The sequence below is a fragment of the Segatella buccae ATCC 33574 genome (assembly GCF_000184945.1).
GTDB lineage: Bacteria > Bacteroidota > Bacteroidia > Bacteroidales > Bacteroidaceae > Prevotella > Prevotella buccae.
In genome coordinates this window covers 2,326,865-2,347,340 of the sequence record NZ_GL586311.1, presented here as the reverse complement: position 1 = coordinate 2,347,340, position 20,476 = coordinate 2,326,865, and the positions used below count along the sequence as shown (strand labels likewise).

The 20,476-nt window shown below is 45.1% G+C and carries 16 protein-coding genes; all 16 read left to right on the top strand.

What is annotated here, in order from left to right; genetic code table 11:
• Position 1: 1 nt before the first annotated feature.
• The 16 genes from HMPREF6485_RS09215 (at position 2) to HMPREF6485_RS09140 (ending at position 20,258) form a co-directional block, all read left to right on the top strand.
• Entirely contained in the window at positions 2-1,030 is a 1,029-nt protein-coding gene (locus tag HMPREF6485_RS09215) for a VWA domain-containing protein (RefSeq protein WP_004346144.1), read from the top strand.
• A complete protein-coding gene (locus HMPREF6485_RS09210; RefSeq protein ID WP_004346143.1) occupies positions 1,027-1,740 on the top strand; it encodes a tetratricopeptide repeat protein in 714 nt (237 codons plus the stop codon). Before HMPREF6485_RS09215 ends, HMPREF6485_RS09210 begins: the two co-directional genes overlap by 4 nt.
• 18 nt (positions 1,741-1,758) lie before the next feature.
• On the top strand, positions 1,759-3,597 hold the full coding sequence (locus HMPREF6485_RS09205) for a BatD family protein (RefSeq protein ID WP_004346142.1): 1,839 nt from the start codon (positions 1,759-1,761) through the stop codon (positions 3,595-3,597).
• A 1-nt stretch (position 3,598) separates the two neighbouring features.
• Positions 3,599-4,387, top strand: a complete 789-nt coding sequence (locus tag HMPREF6485_RS14480; protein WP_004346141.1) for a tetratricopeptide repeat protein — start codon at positions 3,599-3,601, stop codon at positions 4,385-4,387.
• 117 nt (positions 4,388-4,504) lie between these two features.
• Positions 4,505-5,197 (top strand): phosphatase PAP2 family protein, encoded by a 693-nt coding sequence (locus HMPREF6485_RS09195; protein ID WP_004346140.1) that lies wholly within the window; start codon positions 4,505-4,507, stop codon positions 5,195-5,197.
• A 9-nt stretch (positions 5,198-5,206) separates the two neighbouring features.
• Positions 5,207-6,481 (top strand): S-adenosylmethionine:tRNA ribosyltransferase-isomerase, encoded by a 1,275-nt coding sequence (locus HMPREF6485_RS09190; protein WP_004341858.1) that lies wholly within the window; start codon positions 5,207-5,209, stop codon positions 6,479-6,481.
• 275 nt (positions 6,482-6,756) lie between these two features.
• Positions 6,757-7,899: a DUF2027 domain-containing protein gene (locus HMPREF6485_RS09185; protein ID WP_004346139.1), complete on the top strand. Its 1,143-nt coding sequence runs from the start codon at positions 6,757-6,759 to the stop codon at positions 7,897-7,899.
• A 13-nt stretch (positions 7,900-7,912) separates the two neighbouring features.
• Positions 7,913-9,868, top strand: a complete 1,956-nt coding sequence (locus tag HMPREF6485_RS09180; protein ID WP_004346138.1) for an NAD(+) synthase — start codon at positions 7,913-7,915, stop codon at positions 9,866-9,868.
• Between the two features lie 70 nt (positions 9,869-9,938).
• On the top strand, positions 9,939-13,553 hold the full coding sequence (ileS, locus tag HMPREF6485_RS09175; protein ID WP_004346137.1) for an isoleucine--tRNA ligase: 3,615 nt from the start codon (positions 9,939-9,941) through the stop codon (positions 13,551-13,553).
• A gap of 105 nt (positions 13,554-13,658) precedes the next feature.
• Positions 13,659-14,039, top strand: coding sequence for a TraR/DksA family transcriptional regulator (locus tag HMPREF6485_RS09170; protein ID WP_004341862.1), 381 nt, complete (start codon positions 13,659-13,661; stop codon positions 14,037-14,039).
• A 14-nt stretch (positions 14,040-14,053) separates the two neighbouring features.
• Entirely contained in the window at positions 14,054-14,788 is a 735-nt protein-coding gene (locus tag HMPREF6485_RS09165) for a lipoprotein signal peptidase (RefSeq protein WP_004346135.1), read from the top strand.
• Entirely contained in the window at positions 14,785-15,711 is a 927-nt protein-coding gene (locus HMPREF6485_RS09160) for a DUF4296 domain-containing protein (protein ID WP_004346133.1), read from the top strand. Before HMPREF6485_RS09165 ends, HMPREF6485_RS09160 begins: the two co-directional genes overlap by 4 nt.
• Before the next feature lie 53 nt (positions 15,712-15,764).
• Positions 15,765-15,929: a hypothetical protein gene (locus tag HMPREF6485_RS09155; protein WP_248622272.1), complete on the top strand. Its 165-nt coding sequence runs from the start codon at positions 15,765-15,767 to the stop codon at positions 15,927-15,929.
• Positions 15,930-16,009: 80 nt separating this feature from the next.
• A complete protein-coding gene (gene nadC, locus HMPREF6485_RS09150) occupies positions 16,010-16,858 on the top strand; it encodes a carboxylating nicotinate-nucleotide diphosphorylase (RefSeq protein ID WP_004341866.1) in 849 nt (282 codons plus the stop codon).
• A gap of 1 nt (position 16,859) precedes the next feature.
• Positions 16,860-18,527 (top strand): M23 family metallopeptidase, encoded by a 1,668-nt coding sequence (locus HMPREF6485_RS09145; protein WP_004346129.1) that lies wholly within the window; start codon positions 16,860-16,862, stop codon positions 18,525-18,527.
• Between the two features lie 87 nt (positions 18,528-18,614).
• Positions 18,615-20,258 carry a dipeptidase gene (locus HMPREF6485_RS09140; RefSeq protein WP_004346127.1) on the top strand — a complete coding sequence of 548 codons (1,644 nt, stop codon included), beginning with the start codon at positions 18,615-18,617 and terminating at the stop codon, positions 20,256-20,258.
• Positions 20,259-20,476 lie beyond the last annotated feature (218 nt).

The window sequence follows — 20,476 nt, the reverse complement described above, 5'->3', positions numbered from 1 at the left end:
AATGTTCAGATTCGAAGATCCTATATATCTCTGGGCTCTGCTCATCATCCCCGTGCTGTTGCTCATCCGGCTGGCAGGTTGGAGAAGGCGCAGAAGCAAGCTGCGCAAGTTCGGTGATCCTGAACTTGTGAGACAGTTGATGCCCAATGTGTCCAAGTTCAGACCCACAGTGAAGTTTTGGCTACTTTTGGTTGCTTGGGCCTTACTTGTGGTGATGGTGGCTCGTCCACAGGTTGGGGCGGAAGTCCAACGTGACAAGCGTAATGGCATAGAGGCTATCATCTGTTTGGATATATCCAATTCGATGCTGGCCCAAGACGTGGCCCCATCACGGTTGGATAAAAGCAAGTTGCTGGTAGAGAGTCTGGTGGACCGCTTTACCAATGACAAAATAGGTTTGATAGTCTTTGCCGGAGATGCCTATGTGCAGTTGCCTATCACATCCGACTATGTATCGGCAAAAATGTTTTTGCAAAATATTGATCCTTCACTCATCCAGACACAGGGTACCGACATTGCTCAGGCCATCAATTTGGGACTCCATAGTTTTACGCAAGCTGACAAGATAGGGCGCGCCATTATCGTGATTACTGATGGTGAAGACCATGAAGGTGGAGCTGTGGAAGCAGCTGCAGAGGCTCGTAAAAAGGGAGTCAATGTGTTTATCCTCGGTGTGGGTGACACCAAGGGCGCTCCCATTCCTACAGGAGATGGTGGTTATATGAAAGATCGTTCGGGCCAAACGGTGATGACCGCCTTGAACGAGCAAATGTGTCGTGAGGTGGCTCAAGCCGGTAGCGGAAAGTATATCCATGTGGATAACACCGGTGATGCCCAGACAGAACTGAACAATGATTTGGCCCGATTGCAACGTGGTGACTCGGAAGCCGTCATTTACAATGCCTATGATGAGCAGTTTCAGGCTTTCGGTATTCTTGTCATCTTATTGCTGGTGGTGGAGGTATGTATCTTGGAGGCAAAGAATCCTCTGCTGAAGAATATAAAGCTGTTTAGGAGGAGACAGAGATGAAGAGAAACTTCTTATATATTATAATGGGTGTAGCGATGCTGTTGGTTTCCATGCAGATGGAAGCGCAAACCGACCGCTCGCTCATCCGTGAAGGCAACCGTCTTTTCAGAACTGAAAAATGGGCTCAGGCGGAGACACTCTACCGTAAGGCACTGGCCCGGAACGGACAGAACCCGCAGGCCATGTATAATCTCGGCTGTGCACTGATGATGCAGCAAAAAGACTCTTTGGCGGTGAATGCCTACCGCATGGCAGGAAGATTGGAACCCAACAAACTGCGTAGGACACGCAGTTATCACAATATTGGGTGCATCTTCCAAAACCACAGGCAATATGCCGAGGCCGTTGAAGCCTATAAGGAGGCCTTGCGCTGTAATCCCGATGACAATGAGACTCGCTACAATCTGGCTTTGTGCAAGCGTCTGTTGAAAAATCAACCACCTCAGAAGCAGAATAAGAATAAAGATGATAAAAAGAAAAACGATAAGCAGAATAAGAAGCAGGACAAGAAGCAGGATGCTTCTAAAGACAAGCAGAAACAGAATAAAGACAAGGACAAGCAACAGCCGAAATTTGACGATCAACAGATGAGCAAAGACAATATCGAACAGATGCTTAACGCAGCCATCCAACAGGAAAAGGCTACAAAGCAGAAGTTGGAGAAGAATATGCGCCAACCGCGTCGCAGGTCGTTGGATAAAAACTGGTAAGCAATAACTGTTGAACCAATGAAATTGACAAATAGATATATTCACCTCATATTGATAGGCTTGATAGCGGTTGTGCAGCAGGTAAGCGCTCAACAAATTCAGGTTCATGCCCCGTCACATGTGTCGGCTGGAGAGAATTTCCGCATAGCTTATACGGTGAACACGCAGGATGTGGATGAATTTCGTGCAGGCAAGATTCCTGGAGGACTGGAAGTGATAGCCGGACCATACGAGTCGCGCCAATCGAGTTTCCAAATGATCAACGGCCACACAAGTTCGTCTTCATCGGTCACTTTCACTTATACGTTGTATGCGGAGAAAAATGGAACTTATACAATTCCTCCTGCCCACGCTACCATTGGTGGGAAGAAGATTGCATCGGCTTCAGCGCAAATCAGAGTGTCGGGTACGGCCCAGAATACGGGAAACGGTGCTCCCCGCATGCATAATGATTACGACGATGAGCAACAGCAAGTTCGCATGGCCGGGTCGCGTATATCAGGGAGTGATTTGTTTATTCGTGTGACAGCCAGTAAGCATAAAGTGCATGAGCAGGAACCCATACTCCTGACCTATAAGGTATATACGTTGGTGAATCTGACCAATCTCGATTACCACATGCCGGAATTGAATGGTTTCCATTCTCAAGAAGTGAAACTCCCTCTTCCTCGCACAGCTCATAGAGAAGTGGTGAATGGAAAAGCATACAACTGTTTTACGTGGAGCCAGTTTGTCATGTACCCGCAAATGACCGGCAAACTGAAGATCCCTGCACTGACTTTCACAGGAATGGTACGTCAGCGTCGCAATATAGATCCTTTTGAGGCCATGTTTAATGGAGGGGCTGACTATGTGGAAGTAAAGCGTAGCATCGAAGCCCCCAGTCTAACTATAGAGGTGGCTCCGCTTCCCAAACGACCGGAAGGCTTCTCCGGAGGGGTAGGGCGTTTTAACATCTCCTCCCAACTCAATAAGAAAGAGGTGAAGGCTGGTGATCCCATTACGCTGCGAGTGGTGGTGAGTGGAATCGGTAATTTAAAGTTGCTCAAGCAGCCGGTTGTCAATTTTCCTAAAGACTTTGATAAATATGATGCTAAAATAACAGACAAGACCAAGCTGACGGTGAATGGAGTGGAAGGAAATATGATATATGACTTCCTTGTTGTGCCCCGCAATCAGGGACAGTACACCATTCCGCCGGTAGAGATGACCTATTATGATGTGACCGCCAATGCCTATAAAACGATTAAAACCCAAGCCTTCAAATTAGCGGTGTTGCCGGGTGACGGGAAAAAAGGTGCGTCGGCCGACTTCTCTGCTACGGCAAAGGATCAAGATATACGGCCTATCAAAACCGGAAAAGTGAAACTTCACGAAATTGATGACTTCTTTTATGGCACTTGGGGATTCTTTGTGAGCCTTTTGGTTCCTTTTTTGGCATTCGTCGTTCTGCTTGTGGTTTTCCGTAAACGGGCTTTGGAGAATGCGGATCTTGTCAAGATGCGTGGTAAGAAAGCAAGCAAAGTGGCGGCCAAACGACTGCGTATGGCTTACAAACTCATGATGGAAAGTCGTCAGGACAAATTCTATGATGAAGTGTTACGTGCCCTTTGGGGGTATGTGGGAGACAAGATGAATATCCCAGTAGAGCAGCTGTCTCGTGAGAATATTCAGGAGCAGTTGGCGGCCTGTGGAGTGGATGAGCCTACGATAGGTAAGTTTGTAGAGGCCATTGATGAGTGCGAATTTGAGCGTTACGCCCCCGGCGATTCTGTGGGTAATATGAATCGCACCTATCATTCGGCTATGACAGCCATTGTAGAAGTAGAATATATGATGAAGAAAGTGAAGAGATAGTATGAAGCGAGATAAATATCAATGGACACGTAGGGCCATGTGGGTGGTTCAAAGCGCAACATTGCTGATATTGATGCTGGGCTTGTCATCCGGTGTGCGGGCTGTTACGAAGGAAAATGCCGATGCTGAATATACCAAGGGAGATTATCAGCAAGCGGTAAAAGACTATGAGGAGGTATTGCGTAGTGGTGCGAATGCAGATATATATTACAATCTGGGAAACGCTTATTTCCGGCTTGACAATATAACAAAAGCCATACTCAACTATGAGCGTGCCATGTTGATGCAACCGGGTAATGCAGATATCCGTTTCAACCTCGAGTTTGCCCGATCCAAAACGATTGATAAAATAACTCCTGAAAGTGAGATGTTTTTTGTGACTTGGTACAAGACACTTGTCAATTATACCAGTGTTGACGGATGGGCATGTTGTGCTATTTTGTCCATCATGATTGCTTTATTGCTTGCCTTGGTCTACCTCTTTTCTCCGCGGGTGTGGATGAGAAAACTAAGTTTTTTCATGGGATTGGCCTTATTTTTCCTCTTCATTTTTAGTAATCTTTTTGCCTATCAGCAATATAAGGAACTTACGTGCCGCACAGGTGCCATTGTGATTGTGCCATCGGCAGTAGTGAAGAAAACCCCTACAGATAACGGGACAGATCAGTTTGTCATTCATGAAGGCACCAAGGTGAATATTACGGATGAAGGGATGAAAGACTGGCGTGGCATTCGGCTTGCGGATGGTCGCGAAGGATGGATTCCGGCTTCGCAGATAGAGAAAATCTGATGAAAAGGCGGACAAAGCAAGAAGTTTGGAGTGTCTTAGAAAGGGATAACCGAGAATGAAATCTTTTCTTCTTGTGCTTGCAAGATAGAAGTTGACGGTGAATAAAGTTTATGGAGTATGACCATTGAAAATTGGATGAGTATTGACAGAGAACTGTTATACTGGTTTAATGGAAGCAATTCCCAAGTTTTGGATGGAGTGGCAATGACACTCACATCAGGATTGACATGGCTTCCGCTCTATATGGTTCTCTTCTATCTTGTGATGAAAAACAATGAGACGATGCGGCAGATAACTTTGGTAATGGCAAGTGTAGCTTTTTGTCTCTTTCTATCCGATGGTATGGCCGATGGTGTTGTGAAACCCCTTGTGGCACGCTTTCGTCCATGCAATGACCCTATATGGAGATATACCTTTGATGTCGTGGGGAATTATCGCCCTGACGGTTTTAGTTTCTTCTCGGCACATGCTTCTAACACAATGTCGTTGGCCATATTTTTTTGCTTGTTGGTCAGATCCCGTATGCTCAGTTGCTTTCTGATAGGGTGGTCGTTGATCAACTGTTGGACGCGTTTGTACCTTGGTGCTCATTATCCTTTCGACATACTTGTAGGATTGTTGTGGGGAAGTATTTCCGGAAGCCTTGCTTATTATGCCTATTTGCGGACCTATCAGAAAATATCGCCTGACTCCACTTATGTATCCACACAATATACGCCTTCGGGTTACGACTTTACCGGCATAGACATGGTTGTGACTACCATTGTACTCACATGTATGTATGCGTTGATTAAAAGTTTAATCGTATAATAACAGAAAATGGAAACAAAACATATTAGAATCAGTGATTATAATTATGAACTTCTTGAGGAGCGCATAGCGAAGTTCCCTATAGTTCCAAGAGACCATTCTAAGCTTTTGCTCTATAAACATGGTGAAGTGGGGGAAGATGTGTTCTACCACCTTACCGACCACTTACCGAACAGGGCTTTGATGGTGTTTAATAATACGCGGGTGATTCAGGCTCGTATGCATTTTCGAAAAGAAACGGGAGCATTGATAGAGGTCTTTCTGATGGAGCCGGCGATGCCCACTGACTATGAACTGATGTTTCAGACGTCAGGCCATTGCTCTTGGCTGTGTATGATAGGCAATTTGAAAAAGTGGAAAGAGGGGATGCTCCGTCGGAATTTTGATATTAAGGGAAATCGTCTTACCCTTACGGCTACCATGTTGCGTGATGAACAGCTTGATGACCGACAAAAAAACATGACGGTACATGGCGGTGGAACCAACTATTGGGTAGATTTTGATTGGGACAATCAGCAGGTCTCCTTTGCCGAGATTCTTGAGGCTGTCGGTGAGCTGCCTATTCCCCCGTATCTTAACCGTGCAACGCAGGAGAGCGACAAAACGACTTACCAAACAGTCTATTCGAAGATAAAGGGCAGTGTGGCTGCTCCCACGGCCGGTCTTCATTTTACCGATGACGTGCTTGCCGATGTAGATAGGCATGGCATTGTGCGTGATGAAGTGACGCTCCATGTCGGTGCGGGAACATTCAAACCGGTGAAGAGCATGGAGATTGCAGGGCATAAAATGCATGCGGAATATATTGTGGTGCATCGGCACACCTTTGAACGGTTACTTGAATATGGATGTTCGGCCATAGCAGTGGGGACAACCAGTGTGCGCACATTGGAGAGCCTTTATTATATAGGTCTCTACTTGGAACATCATCCGGAGGCTTCGGAAGAAGACTTGCATGTTGGCCAATGGGATCCTTATGACAATGGGAGAAACGGAAAGACGGTGGAAGGTATAACGCCGGAACAAGCTATTCGTAACATTCTATCATATTTGGATCGTAATGGTTTGGAGGCCCTGCATTCAAGTACACAAATAATCATAGCACCCGGCTACGAATATAAGATCGTGAAGATGCTCATTACCAATTTTCACCAACCGCAGAGCACACTTCTCCTTCTAGTCAGTGCATTTTTGAAGGGGGATTGGAAGAAGGTCTACGACTATGCCTTGAAGCATGACTTCCGTTTTTTGAGCTATGGAGACAGCAGTCTGCTCATTCCATGATATTGGTTTAAAGTCACATGGTAGCTCCCCAAGAGACATCTTGATAAACTATAATGAGAATATCTATGTATCATGGGCTTGACTATCTTTTTGAATGGGCTCCTTGTCAATAAAGATGAAAAAGAAACATTTTCAAGAAAAAGTTATGGTAAAAGCACTGTCTGTGTGAACTAAAAGCATTACTTTTGCAGCTAACACCTTGTGACGGAGCTCATGGTAAGGTGGGGTTATGAACATTATTCTCACTCAATAGTGAAGAATTAAAAAATACGATTATGAAAATAGGGGATACTGTAAGGTTTCTAAGTGAGACCGGTGGTGGTAAGATTGCCGGTTTTAAAGGAAAAGATATTGTTCTGGTTGAAGACGAGGATGGTTTCCAAATTCCTACTTCTATCCGTGATGTCGTCGTAGTAAATACTGATGATTACAGCATGGGGAAGATGGTCTCTGCAAAGATGGATGCACAAGCGGAAGCCATGCAGCGTCACGAAGAGGGGCTACTTAGCGACGGCAAAAGCGTTAAGGCCAAGTTAGCGGAAGGTCACGAAGAAATCAGCATGGAGGTTGATGATTACGATCCGGCTGACCGTGAAGTGACATTCCGCTCCCATGCAGAAGAGCGACAGGGTGGAAATAAATTGTCAGCTTATCTGGCCTTTGTACCGGTAGATGTCAAGGAGATAACCAATACCAGATTTGAGACTTATTTTGTCAATGACAGTAACTATTCCATTCATTTCAGCTATCTTGTAGCAGAGGGAAATGCTTGGACATTGAGAGGCGAAGGGGAAGTCGAGCCGAATACTAAATTGTTTTTAGAAGAGTTCGGTCGTGAAGCCTTGAACGAACTTGGACGCATAACAATCCAGTTTACAGCGTTTAAGCGTGAAAGGACTTTTCTGCTTAAACCGGTAACAGACGTTCAGTTTCGTGTTGATCCGGTGAAGTTTTACAAACTTCATACCTTCCAAGAAAATGATTTCTTCGAGCAACCGGCTTTGTTGTTTACCATTGTAGAAAACGATAAGATCGCTCGGCCGCTTGTTGTGGATTCCAAGCGTCTGAAGGAACAAATGTATAAAGAGGACAAAATTGTAACCGACTCACGGAAACAGAAACGGGTAAAGGACGATGGTACCCTTGTTGTTGATTTGCACGCAACAGAATTGTTGGAAACCACGGCCGGAATGAATGCCGCTGATATTCTGCATTACCAGTTGGATGTTTTCAAAAAGACCCTGGATGGACTTAAAGGCAAAAAAGGTATGCGTGTCGTTTTCATTCATGGTAAAGGCGAAGGAGTATTGCGCCATGCACTTATCCATGAGCTGAACTATCGATATAAAGGTTATGCCTATCAGGATGCTTCATTTCAAGAATATGGTTACGGAGCGACACAGATTACAGTGAAATAACATATTGGTTAAAATGGAATACGGCTTTATTAAGGTTGCAACGGCCATACCTTCGGTAAAGGTAGGCGATGTGAAGTTCAACACCAGACAGATAGAAAGCCAGATAGCACTGGCAGAAGGGCAAGGGGTGGAGATTATTGTGTTTCCGGAACTCTGTATAACCGGTTATACGTGTCAGGATCTGTTTCTTCAACAAATGCTGCTTGAGTCTGCAGAAACAGCAATGATGATGTTACTTGACTTTACTCGTCAACTTGACATTATCTCTATTGTCGGACTTCCTGTCGTTGTCGGAGATCTGCTTCTAAATTGTGCTGCAATCATCCAGCATGGCAAGATACTTGGACTTGTTCCCAAAACATATTTGCCCAATTATCGTGAATTTTATGAGAAGCGGTGGTTTGCTTCAGCCCAAGATCTGCGTGAGACAACTGTCCGGTTTGCAGGTCACCGCATCACGGTTACTCCCGATCCGCAGATTTTTATTACTTCCGAAGGTGCACAGTTTGGAGTAGAAAACTGTGAGGATGTATGGGCTCCGGCTCCACCAAGTAATAAACTTGCCTTGGCGGGTGCCGAGTTGATATTCAATCTCTCTGCCAGTGATGAACTGAGCGGGAAGCATACTTACTTAAAAAGTTTGTTGGCCCAACAAAGTGCCCGTACGATCACAGGGTATATTTATAGCAGTTGTGGATTTGGTGAGAGTACGCAGGATGTGGTTTTCGGAGGGAATGCCTTGATTTATGAAAATGGCTCTCTTATAGCCGAAGGCGAACGTTTCTCCCTTGAACCACAGATGCGTATAGCACAGATAGATATAGAGAAACTGCGATCTGAGCGTCGTACTAATTCTACTTATGTCAATGCCCAGCGGAATGTGAAATATGCCATTCGGAGTGGTAGGTATTCCGTTCATAATATTGAAATGCTCGCTCCTTTCAATCGGCGCGACTTTGTCTTGGAACGTGAGATAGATGCCCATCCTTTTATCCCCCATGAGGCAGAAATGGGAGTTACTTGTGAGGAAATATTCAACATCCAACTCATGGGGGTGGCTAAACGTATCGTTCATACAGGTGCTAAGCATCTGATTTTGGGTATTAGCGGTGGGCTTGATTCCACGTTGGCTCTGCTGGTCTGTGTCAAGGCTTTTGACAAGTTGGGGATGAACCGTAAGGATATTATCGGCGTGACGATGCCGGGCTTCGGTACTACAGATCGGACTTATCGTAATGCCATTACCTTGATGGGAAGTCTTGGTGTGACAATACGGGAAATTAGCATTGCAGATGCAGTTGAACAACATTTTAAAGATATAGGACACGACATTTCCGTCCATGATGTGACTTATGAAAATGCACAGGCTCGCGAAAGAACACAAATTCTCATGGATTTGAGTAATGAACTGGGCGGAATTGTTGTAGGGACCGGTGACCTTTCTGAACTTGCCTTGGGATGGGCTACCTACAATGGTGATCACATGAGTATGTATGGTGTTAATGCCAGTGTTCCCAAAACGCTCATTCAACACATGGTGCGCTATGTGGCCGAGAGTGGTGTTGACGAAAAGTCGCGTGTGACTTTGCTTGATATAGTAGATACCCCTATCAGTCCTGAACTTACTCCGGCTGACGAATCCGGAGAGATCCGGCAGAAAACGGAAGATCTTGTAGGCCCTTATGAGCTTCATGACTTTTTCCTCTATTATTTTCTGCGTTTTGGTTTTCGCCCCAAAAAGCTTTTCTTCTTGGCTTGTCGGGCTTTTGAAGGTGTTTATGATGAGATTATTGTCCAAAAATGGTTGGTTGTTTTCTTGCGACGCTTCTTCAGTCAACAATTTAAGCGTAGTTGTCTGCCCGATGGTCCTAAAGTGGGGAATGTAAGTCTTTCTCCACGTGGCGATTGGCGTATGCCAAGTGATGCTTCCTCGGCAATATGGTTAGCCGAGGCAGAAAGTTTATTGTAGATTTTGCCTACTGATATTTTTTTACTATCTTTGCGGACTAATAAAGCATATAAATAAAGTAATAAGATATATGGCTAAGAGATTTGCCGAGCATAATGGTCTTGATTTGACACAGACCAACAATGAAGTTTTGAAGGAGTGGGAGGAAAAGGATATCTTTCACAAATCCATTGATGAACGTGACGGATGCCCTCAGTTTGTTTTCTTTGAGGGACCTCCTTCGGCCAATGGTCATCCTGGAATTCACCATGTGCTCGCTCGCTCAATTAAAGATACTTTCAACAGATATAAGACCATGAAGGGGTTTCAGGTTCACCGTAAAGCCGGATGGGATACCCACGGGTTGCCCGTTGAACTTGGAGTGGAGAAAGAACTCGGCATAACAAAGAAAGACATTGATAACAAGGCTTCAGAAAAATATATTTCCACAGAGGAATATAACCGCCGTTGTCGCGAGAACGTGATGAAGTTCACGGCCGAATGGCGTTCGCTGACGGAAAAGATGGGCTACTTTGTAGATCTTGATCATCCGTATATCACTTACGACAATAAGTATATTGAGACTTTGTGGTGGTTGCTCAAACAGCTTTACAACAAAGGGTTACTTTATAAGGGTTATACCATCCAACCTTATTCGCCTGCGGCCGGTACGGGGCTCAGCTCTCACGAACTCAACCAGCCGGGTTGCTATCGCGATGTGAAAGATACCACCGTTACGGCACAATTCCTTATTAAGGATCCGCGTACGGAGTGGACAGAATGGGGCAAACCCTATTTCCTCGCTTGGACAACGACTCCTTGGACGCTGCCTTCAAACACAGCACTCTGTGTAGGTCCGAAGATTGATTATGTTGCCATACAGACTTACAATCTTTATGATGGCACTCCAATGACACTAATCATGGCCGAGAGTCGTGTGAGTGCCTATCTCAATCCGGAACAGGAGATAAAAGAGGGTAAGCTTCCTGATTTCGACAAGGAGAAAAAAATAGTACCGTTCAAGGTTATTGGTCGTTACAAAGGGAGCGAGCTTGTGGGCTTGCATTATGCCCAACTCATGCCTTGGGTCAAGCCATGCGAAAAAGTAGATGATTTGGCAGCTACTTTTGTTCAGGAGTATGCGCAAAAGCATACTAATAAGGTATTTACGAGTGAGGATGGACGAGATAGCTTCGTTGAGATGGAGAGTGAGGCTTTTCGTGTAATTTCCGGTGATTATGTGACCACAGAAGATGGTACGGGCATTGTACATATTGCTCCCACCTTCGGTGCAGATGATGCCAAAGTTGCGAGAGAAGCTAATATTCCCAGTCTTTTTCTTATCAACAAGAAAGGGGAAACCCGTCCGATGGTTGATTTGCAGGGAAAATATTACGAGCTTAGCGAACTTGATCACAACTTCGTAACTGTCTGCATGGATGAGAAAGCCTACGGGCATCATGCCGGAGACTATGTGAAGAATGCTTATGCACCCGAATTTAACAAGGATGGTGTGTGGGACAAGAAAGCCAGTGAAAAGGCTGAAGACCTTAACATCGTCATCTGCATGGAGATGAAGCAGGAAGGGGTGGCTTTTAAGATAGAGAAGCACGTGCATAATTATCCCCACTGTTGGCGTACGGACAAGCCTATCCTTTATTACCCTCTTGACTCTTGGTTTATCAAAGATACGGCATGTAAAGAGCGGATGGTTGAACTCAACAAAACCATTCGTTGGCAACCTGAATCTACCGGTACCGGACGTTTCGGTAATTGGCTTGAAAATCTCAACGACTGGAATCTTTCCCGTAGCCGCTTTTGGGGAACCCCGTTGCCGGTGTGGCGTGATGAAGAACGCGGCGAGAAGTGTATCGGGAGTCTTCAGGAACTCTATGATGAGATAGAAAAAAGTGTGGCAGCGGGTGTTATGAGCGGTAATCCGCTGAAAGAAAAAGGTTTTGTCCCGGGAGATTACAGCCAAGAAAATTATGATAAGATAGATCTCCACCGTCCGTATGTGGATAATATTGTCCTTGTAAACGAGTCTGGAAAACCAATGTATCGTGAGACTGATCTCATTGATGTGTGGTTTGACTCCGGTTCCATGCCTTATGCCCAACTTCACTATCCTTTTGAGGGAGAGATGAAGCATGGTACTGAAGCCGACCGTCAGGAAATGGTGGAGAGCCGTTATAACGGAATGCCCATTCCGCCCAAGTTCTACCCTGCCGATTTTATCAATGAAGGGGTAGACCAAACACGCGGTTGGTTCTTCACCCTCCATGCCATTGCCACAATGGTTTTCGGTTCTGTAGCCTTTAAGAATGTTATCTCTACAGGCTTGGTACTTGATGCCAAAGGCAATAAGATGAGCAAACATGTAGGTAATGTTACCGACCCGTTTGAAATGATCGGAAAGTATGGAGCTGACCCCGTGCGCTTCTATATGATGACCAATTCCGAACCGTGGGATAATCTGAAGTTCGATCCGAATGGCGTTGATGAAGTGCGTCGCAAGTTTTTCGGCACTTTGTATAATACATACAGCTTCTTCGCTCTCTATGCCAACGTAGATAATTTTGATCCGGAGGCTTCCCAAGTAGATTTGGCCAAACGTCCTGAAATAGATCGTTGGATTCTTTCTTGCTTATCTACCCTCGTCAAGGGAGTAGAGACGGAGCTTGAGAACTTCGATCCTACTCGTGCAGGCAGGTTGATAGACAACTTTGTCAACGATGACTTGAGTAATTGGTATGTCCGTCTCAATCGCAAGCGTTTCTGGGGTAAGGAGATGAGCGAAGACAAACTGAGTGCCTATCAAACCCTTTATACCTGTTTGATGACTGTCAGCAAGTTAATTGCTCCTTTTGCACCATTCTTCGCCGACCAGCTCTATCATGATTTGGGTGGCAAGATGGAGAGTGTTCATTTGGATCACTTCCCTGTAGCCGATGAAGCTATAGTGGATAAAGATCTCGAAGTACGTATGGGCATGGCGCAAAAGATTACTTCAATGACTCTTGCTCTGCGCCGTAAGGTCAATATCAAAGTGCGCCAACCACTCCAGCAAATTATGATTCCTGCTGTCGATTCTGACCAAAAGGCTCACATTGAGGCTGTTGCTGACCTTATCAAAAATGAGGTGAATGTAAAAGAGTTGCAATTTGTTGGAGGCCAAGGTGTTTTAGTAAAAAAGGTAAAGTGCAACTTCCGTGTGATGGGCAAGAAGTTTGGCAAACTTATGAAGGGGGTGGCTGCCAAGATGGATACCCTTGACCAAAACCAAATAGCGACTTTTGAACGTCAGGGGAATATCACCATTGAGGTGGAAGGCCAGCTTGCAACCGTTGAGGTAGCAGATGTGGAGATAATCAGTGAAGACATTCCCGGATGGCTTGTAAGCAATGATGGCAATCTTACAGTAGCTCTTGAAGTAGAGCTTACTGACGAACTGATCAAGGAGGGAATGGCCCGAGAGTTGATTAACCGTATTCAGAATCTTCGTAAAGAGAATGGACTGGAAATTACGGATCGCATCATTGTCACGGTTGCTTCCAACAAGCAGGTTGATGATGCTATAGCCTCCTTTGGCGAATACATTAGGACACAGGTGCTTGCAGATGCTATCAATGTGGCCGAAAATGATGGTGCAGAGGTCGAATTTGATGATTTCAAACTCAACATAAAAGTTGAGAAAAAGGGATAAATGCTGTATAATATCGGTTGGCGGCAACAATGTGGTTGCTGCCGATTGAAAGTGCTTTACAGCATAGGCTATTACTTTATTCACTAATAATTAATATCTAAACTTATGGCAGACAAAACACGTTACAGCGATGAAGAGTTGGAGGAATTCCGCTCAATCATCAATGATAAACTGAAATTGGCGCGTAGAGACTATACAGAGATGATGGCACAGCTAACCAATGCCAATAGCAATGATGTTGTGGATACATCTCCTACCTACAAAGCCTTGGAAGAAGGAAGTACGACGCAGTCAAAAGAAGAACTCATCCAAATGGCCCAACGCCAGCAGAAGTTTATCAAAGGTTTGGAAGCGGCACTGATCCGCATTCAGAACAAGACGTATGGTATAGACCGCATTACGGGAGAACTGATTCCCAAGGAGCGTTTACGCATCGTACCTCATGCTACGCTGAGTGTAGAATCTAAGAATGCACGCAAACATTAAGAAAGAGAGGGCGTATGCTCTCTCTCCTTTTTGAAGTATTTATGATGACGAAAAAGAAAACCGCATGGATTTCCTTGGCAATTATACTCGTTGCACTCATCATTGATCAAGTGATCAAAGTATGGGTGAAGACGCACATGTGCCTTGGCGATTCATTTATTATTACCGATTGGTTTCACATTACTTTCATTGAAAATAATGGTATGGCATGGGGTATGACATTTTTCAACAAGCTCGTGCTTAGCCTTTTTAGGATAGTTGCCATTGTGCTGATTGGCTATTATCTTATAGGTCGTATCAAAGTCGGTGTTCGTTTGCGGTATATAGTTTTTCTGTCCCTTGTATTAGCCGGAGCCATCGGCAATATGATAGACTCCATGTTTTATGGCCTTGTCTTCAGTGCTTCTTCTCCTTATTATGTTGCCTATACGGTTCCGTTTGGGTCTGGTTATCAGTCTTTCTTGATGGGGAAGGTGGTTGATATGTTTAGTTTTCCGCTTTTTTCCACAACCTTACCGGAATGGCTTCCCCTATGCGGAGGAAAGCAATTCAGTTTCTTTGATCCCATTTTTAATTTCGCTGATTCGTGCGTGACTGTCGGTACGCTTTGCTTATTGCTTTTTTGCCGACCGGAATTGGCTACACTTGGCAATTCAGACAGTAATAGAAAGGTAGCTACACCAGCGGATGCGGGAAATATGAATGGTGAAGGTTACAATACAAGTAATGAAAAGAAAACAGAAGTATGATAGTTAGGAAGTATCTCTCTTTCCATATTCTGCTTTTAGGGCTTACACTTGCTTTTGTTCTTGTGTCCTGTAAGCCGTCAGTTCCCTCAAAATATCTGTCACCGGGGGAGATGGAAGATATACTGTATGACTATCATTTGACTATGGCTATGGCCGATAACTCATCCGACCGTGCTGTCACCCAGCGCGTCTATTTAGATGCAGTTTATAAGAAATATGGGATTACGGAGGCGGAGTTTGATTCATCTATGGTCTATTATACCCGCCATATAGATCGTTTGCATGACATTTATGAAAATCTTTCTGAACGTCTCTCCGATGAGGCCTTGTCTTTGGGAGCTTCGGCAAGCGATATCAATATTTACGGGGCGCAAGGCACCAAGGGCGACACTGCGAATATTTGGCCCGGCAGCCGGGCTATGGTGCTGTCACAGCAGATTCCCTATAACTCTTCCTCTTTTTCGTTTAAGGCTGATTCCGCATTCCATAAAGGCGACCGTTTGAATTTGGAGTTTGATGCCCAGTTCTTATTCCAGTCCGGTATGCGGGATGGCATTGCTGTTATTGCAGTTAAATTTGCCAATGACAGTGTGGCCAGTCAAATGTTGCATGTATCCAACACCCAACATTATGTGTTGTCTGTCGAAGATCGTGATAATTTGTTGATAAAGGAAGTACGTGGATTTTTTCTTTTAGGGAATGGGAGTGCCGGTGACGCCAAGTCACCATCCATGCGTCTGCTGGTGCTCCAGAATATTCGCCTTATCCGAATGCATGTCAAGCATGATACCCCGGAACCTTCTAAAACTCCGTTTGGTACAGCTGATTCATCTTCCGGTAGTCAGCCGGTGCATGATATTCCGACTGATAAAGCGATAAATCGGGTTTCTGAACAGCAAGGTAATCTACAACCTGTACATTGATGTCTCAAAAGCGGAGGATTGGATTTCATGAGGTGATCACCACAACCGGGGAAATGATAAAGCAGGCTGTGGTAGAACTTGAAAATGGTTATGTAACAACTTATTTCAAGTTTGAGGGTGAATTACCTATGACAGAATGGTTGGGCGGTAGAGCCGAACTGAGATATGACAGCGATGGGGGACTTTATGTGTTTCTTCATGGAAAGCGGCTTGTCTGATATAATTTAATAAAGTTATGTAGATTACATATATGTATTTGCCATCATCTTTTTAGTATCAAATATTAAATGAAAGTATTATGTTGACAGTAGACCAGTTGGAGGATAAATTGATAGATCTTGCTTTCGCAGAGGATATCGGTGACGGTGATCACACCACTTTGTGTTGCATTCCCGAAGAGGCAATGGGCAAAAGCCATCTTCTCATTAAGGAAGACGGCATCTTGGCCGGTGTTGAAATGGCTAAGAAAGTGTTCTATCGGTTCGATCCTACCATGCAGGTAGAAGTGCTTATAAGTGATGGAGCAGCTGTGAAGAAGGGTGACATAGCCATGATTGTGAGTGGAAAAACACGCTCATTATTACAAACAGAGCGCCTGATGCTTAATATTATGCAGCGTATGAGTGGCATCGCAACCATCACCCATCAATATGTAGAGCGTCTCAAGGGTACTCACACCCATGTACTTGACACTCGTAAAACGACTCCCGGTTTACGTATGCTTGAAAAACAAGCCGTAAAGATTGGAGGAGGCATGAATCATCGTATAGGTCTTTTCGATATGATTTTGCTCAAGGACAATCATATTGATTTTGCCGGTGGTATAGCGCGGGCAATAACTCGTTGTCATAAATATTTGGAAGAAAAAAAACTCGACCTGAAGATAGAAATTGAAGTGCGTAATTTCGACGAACTTCAACAAGTGCTTGATTGTGGCGGAGTGACTCGCATTATGCTTGATAACTTCACCGTTGCCGACACGAAGAAAGCCGTAGAACTTATTGCAGGACGCTATGAGACAGAATCATCGGGCGGTATTACATTTGAAACTATTCGTGACTATGCCGAACAGGGTGTTGATTTTGTGAGCGTGGGTGCCCTCACACACAGTGTGAAGGGGTTGGATATGAGTTTTAAGGCTTGTTGATTTGGGTTTGCTGCTGGGTTTTCTCATGGCATCTCAAATCATATTTGGGTCGCCTGTCCATTATAATATAGAGTTGGCCGGCAACTTTGCCGAGCCACGCCCCAATCATTTTCATGGTGGGATAGACATCAAGACCGGTCAGGTGGAAGGCAAGGCACTTTATTCCATTGGCGATGGATATGTCAGTCAGATTACCATTGGGCTTTTCGGTTTTGGAAATGCACTTTACATCCATCATCCGGAAGGCTATACAAGCGTTTATTGCCACCTCAAGTGTTTTTCTTCTCGCATAATATCTCAGTTGCGGAAACATCAATATATTCAGCAGCAAAGCGTAGGTACTTTCCGATTTAGTCCCGGTGAGTTGCCGGTGGCAAAGGGAGATTTCGTTGCGTTTAGTGGCAATACGGGTTCTTCTCAGGCCCCTCATCTGCATTTGGAAGTCCATGACAATCTTACATGGAGCATGCATGATCCACTTATGTTTATCGGGCAGGAGGTTAAAGACGGCATGCCGCCACAGGCTCACGGCTTTATGGCGAATCCGATTGAGGGTGAAGGTGTTTTTGGAGGTTCATCTGCCAAACAGGTATTTGGATTTGGTCGGCATGATCTGCAAACTCGTTTCACTGCATGGGGGAAAGTCGGGTTCGGCATCTGGGCCAACGACTATATGGAAGCCACTTATAATAATTATGGCATACGGCGCATAGAACTCTATGTAGACAATCATCTGTTTTTTTGCAGTGATGCCTCCCAAATTCCGGTAGAAGACAATTTACAGGTTAACTATTGGGGAGACTATCAGCATTATTTGCGCAGCCATGTGTGGTATATGCGGAGCTGGCTGCTGCCCGGAGTGTCATTGCCGATTTTTGAGACTAATGGACAACGCGGTGTGGTTGACTTTAAGGAGGAACGGGATTATCATGTCATGTATCTGCTCTCAGATTTTCGTGGTAATCAGAGTCGCTATACATTCACGGTGCATGCCACCCCCACCCGCATACCTTCTATTCGGAAACCGGTGAAACCATTGCGCCAACTTCGTTGGGACAAATATAATAACTATCAGCTGCCGGGAATGCAACTTAAGTTGCCATGTCATATCTTAGCCGAGCATGTTGTTTTGGAACCTACGGTGAACCGCGGCCGTTTTTCCTTGAGCTATAGGCTGAAATCTGGATCATACCCTCTGCTAAGCTTTGCACATATCATGCTGCGCGCAACTTCCCCTGTCAAGGATCCGTCCAAACTGTATGTTGTGAGCCAGTGGGGGAGTGAACGTTATATGGGAGGCGTGGTACAGACGGTAAAAAACAAGAATGGGAAACCGGAAATATGGGTTACCGGTAAACTACGTGAGCTTGGAGCCACTTACACTTTGGCTTACGATGATGAGGCACCAAGGGTTGGACCTGTGGGAACACCTGGCATCGGGGGCGTTATCACCATGGGCATGACCGACAACCAAAGTGGGCTAAAGAGTTTTGCCGGTTATGTCGACGGCAAGTTTGTATCGTTTGATGAAGTTCCTAAGAGTCCGTGGGTTCGTTGTGTTTTAACCGAAACTCCTATCAGAAAGACAGGGAAGCTCCATCATTTAAGATTTATGGCTGTTGATAATCGCGATAACAAGCGGATTTACGAGACAGATTTCAGCTATTAAAATAACCTCACAAATTGTCTTTATTTAGTCCCAGAAAGAGACAACATAAGAATAACTAACAATTAAATAATATCAATAGACAAGACTATGAAGAGATTTTTCAGTTTACTGGCCATTCTCCTTGTAGGAGGAACAGTGGTAAGTCAAGCCTGCACCAATTTCATTGTGGGTAAAAAAGCTTCGGCCGATGGTTCTGTGATTTGCAGTTATAATGCCGATGATTATGGCATGTTCATCGGGCTCTGTCATTTCCCTGCCGCCAAGCATGACAAAGGGGCGATGCGTAAGATTGTAAACTGGGACAACCATCGCTATCTTGGTGAAATCCCCGAGGCTGCCGAAACCTATAATGTGATAGGCAACATCAACGAATATCAAGTATCGATAGGTGAAACCACTTATGGCGGTCGGGAGGAAATGGTCGATACCACGGGTCTCATTGACTACGGCTCACTCATCTATTTGGCTCTCCAACGGTCGCGTACCGCCCGTGAGGCTATTCGTGTGATGACAACCTTGGCTCAGACTTATGGCTATTGTTCAGAGGGTGAGACTTTCACAATCTGTGATCCCAACGAAGCGTGGATTATGGAGATGATGGGTAAAGGCCCCGGTTCAAAGAGTGTGGTGTGGGTAGCACAACGCATTCCCGATGATGCTATTTGTGCCCATGCCAACCAGAGTCGTATCGGGAAGTTTGACATGAAGGACAGACAGAATGTCATGTTTTCAAAAGATGTTGTTGCCTTTGCTCGGAAAAAGGGATGGTATAAAGGAGCGGATGCTGACTTCTCGTGGAAAATGGCATACGCTAAGCCAGATTTCTCAGGACGCCGCTTCTGCGATGCCCGTGTCTGGGCTTTCTTCAACCACTATCAAGATATGAGTCGGTATCTTCCTTGGGCACTTGGCAAAGATCCTAATGCGGAAGACATGCCTTTGTGGATCGTACCCAGCAAGAAGTTGAGCGTACAGGATGTGGAAGCCTGTATGCGCGACCATTATGAGAACACACCGTTGGCTCTCGACTCAACAGATATAGGTGGGGGAGTGTGGCAGATGCCCTATCGCCCTACACCACTGATGTATAAAGTTGATGGAAAGAAATATTTCAACGAGCGTCCTACATCGACCCAACAAACAGGTTTTACCTATGTTGCCCAACTTCGTTCATGGCTTCCTCGCGAGATTGGTGGTATCCTTTGGTTCGGAAACGATGACGGCAATATGGTGGCTTATACTCCTGTTTATTGTGGCAACACCGTACAGCCCGAATGTTACAACACGCCCGGAGTCGATGCCTTGACCTTTTCAGAAAAGAATGCCTATTGGGTATGTAATTGGGTGAGCAATATGGTCTATCCCCGCTATTCCCAAATGTTCCCTTCGTTGGCTGCTGTGCGCGACAGTCTTGAAGCAAGCTATTTCATGCGTCAGGGAGAAGTGGAGGCCCATGCCGCGGCACTTTACCGCAATGATAAAGCTGCAGCACTGGCCTATTTGAATGATTATAGCAATACTGTGGCGCAACAGATGCTCGAGCGTTGGAAAAGATTGGCCGTCTATCTTATCGTCAAGTTCAACGACATGGCTGTCAAGCCGGAGCATAATGCCCACTTTACCCGTACACCGGAAGGCATTGGTTCACGTGTCCTTCGGCCCGGTTATCCGACAGCTTTTGCTCGCAAATTGGTTAAAGAGACCGGCAATAAATACCAAGTGCCGGAATAAAATACCGGATGATATGAATAGATATAGGGGCAGGATTTCCATTTCAGGAGAATCCTGCCCTTTCTGTTTTGTTGTGGTTACAATCCCCTTTCTATGAAAGGGTCAAGCACCTGACGAATAGGAATGGAATATTGATTTCCAAGATCGAACTCAATAATGCCAACCGAGCTATTCATTTAGTGAAGATGGTCGAGCGTACATAATAAGTTTAGTGCGAA

Bases quoted from the DNA above. Each gene is read 5' to 3' on its own strand.
- HMPREF6485_RS09180 (WP_004346138.1), top strand. From the start codon at position 7,913: ATGGAATACGGCTTTATTAAGGTTGCAACGGCCATACCTTCGGTAAAG.
- HMPREF6485_RS09155 (WP_248622272.1), top strand. From the start codon at position 15,765: ATGATAAAGCAGGCTGTGGTAGAACTTGAAAATGGTTATGTAACAACT.
- HMPREF6485_RS09185 (WP_004346139.1), top strand. From the start codon at position 6,757: ATGAAAATAGGGGATACTGTAAGGTTTCTAAGTGAGACCGGTGGTGGT.
- HMPREF6485_RS09205 (WP_004346142.1), top strand. From the start codon at position 1,759: ATGAAATTGACAAATAGATATATTCACCTCATATTGATAGGCTTGATA.
- HMPREF6485_RS14480 (WP_004346141.1), top strand. From the start codon at position 3,599: ATGAAGCGAGATAAATATCAATGGACACGTAGGGCCATGTGGGTGGTT.
- HMPREF6485_RS09170 (WP_004341862.1), top strand. From the start codon at position 13,659: ATGGCAGACAAAACACGTTACAGCGATGAAGAGTTGGAGGAATTCCGC.
- HMPREF6485_RS09160 (WP_004346133.1), top strand. From the start codon at position 14,785: ATGATAGTTAGGAAGTATCTCTCTTTCCATATTCTGCTTTTAGGGCTT.
- nadC (WP_004341866.1), top strand. From the start codon at position 16,010: ATGTTGACAGTAGACCAGTTGGAGGATAAATTGATAGATCTTGCTTTC.
- HMPREF6485_RS09190 (WP_004341858.1), top strand. From the start codon at position 5,207: ATGGAAACAAAACATATTAGAATCAGTGATTATAATTATGAACTTCTT.
- HMPREF6485_RS09210 (WP_004346143.1), top strand. From the start codon at position 1,027: ATGAAGAGAAACTTCTTATATATTATAATGGGTGTAGCGATGCTGTTG.
- HMPREF6485_RS09215 (WP_004346144.1), top strand. From the start codon at position 2: ATGTTCAGATTCGAAGATCCTATATATCTCTGGGCTCTGCTCATCATC.
- ileS (WP_004346137.1), top strand. From the start codon at position 9,939: ATGGCTAAGAGATTTGCCGAGCATAATGGTCTTGATTTGACACAGACC.
- HMPREF6485_RS09165 (WP_004346135.1), top strand. From the start codon at position 14,054: ATGCTCTCTCTCCTTTTTGAAGTATTTATGATGACGAAAAAGAAAACC.
- HMPREF6485_RS09140 (WP_004346127.1), top strand. From the start codon at position 18,615: ATGAAGAGATTTTTCAGTTTACTGGCCATTCTCCTTGTAGGAGGAACA.
- HMPREF6485_RS09195 (WP_004346140.1), top strand. From the start codon at position 4,505: ATGACCATTGAAAATTGGATGAGTATTGACAGAGAACTGTTATACTGG.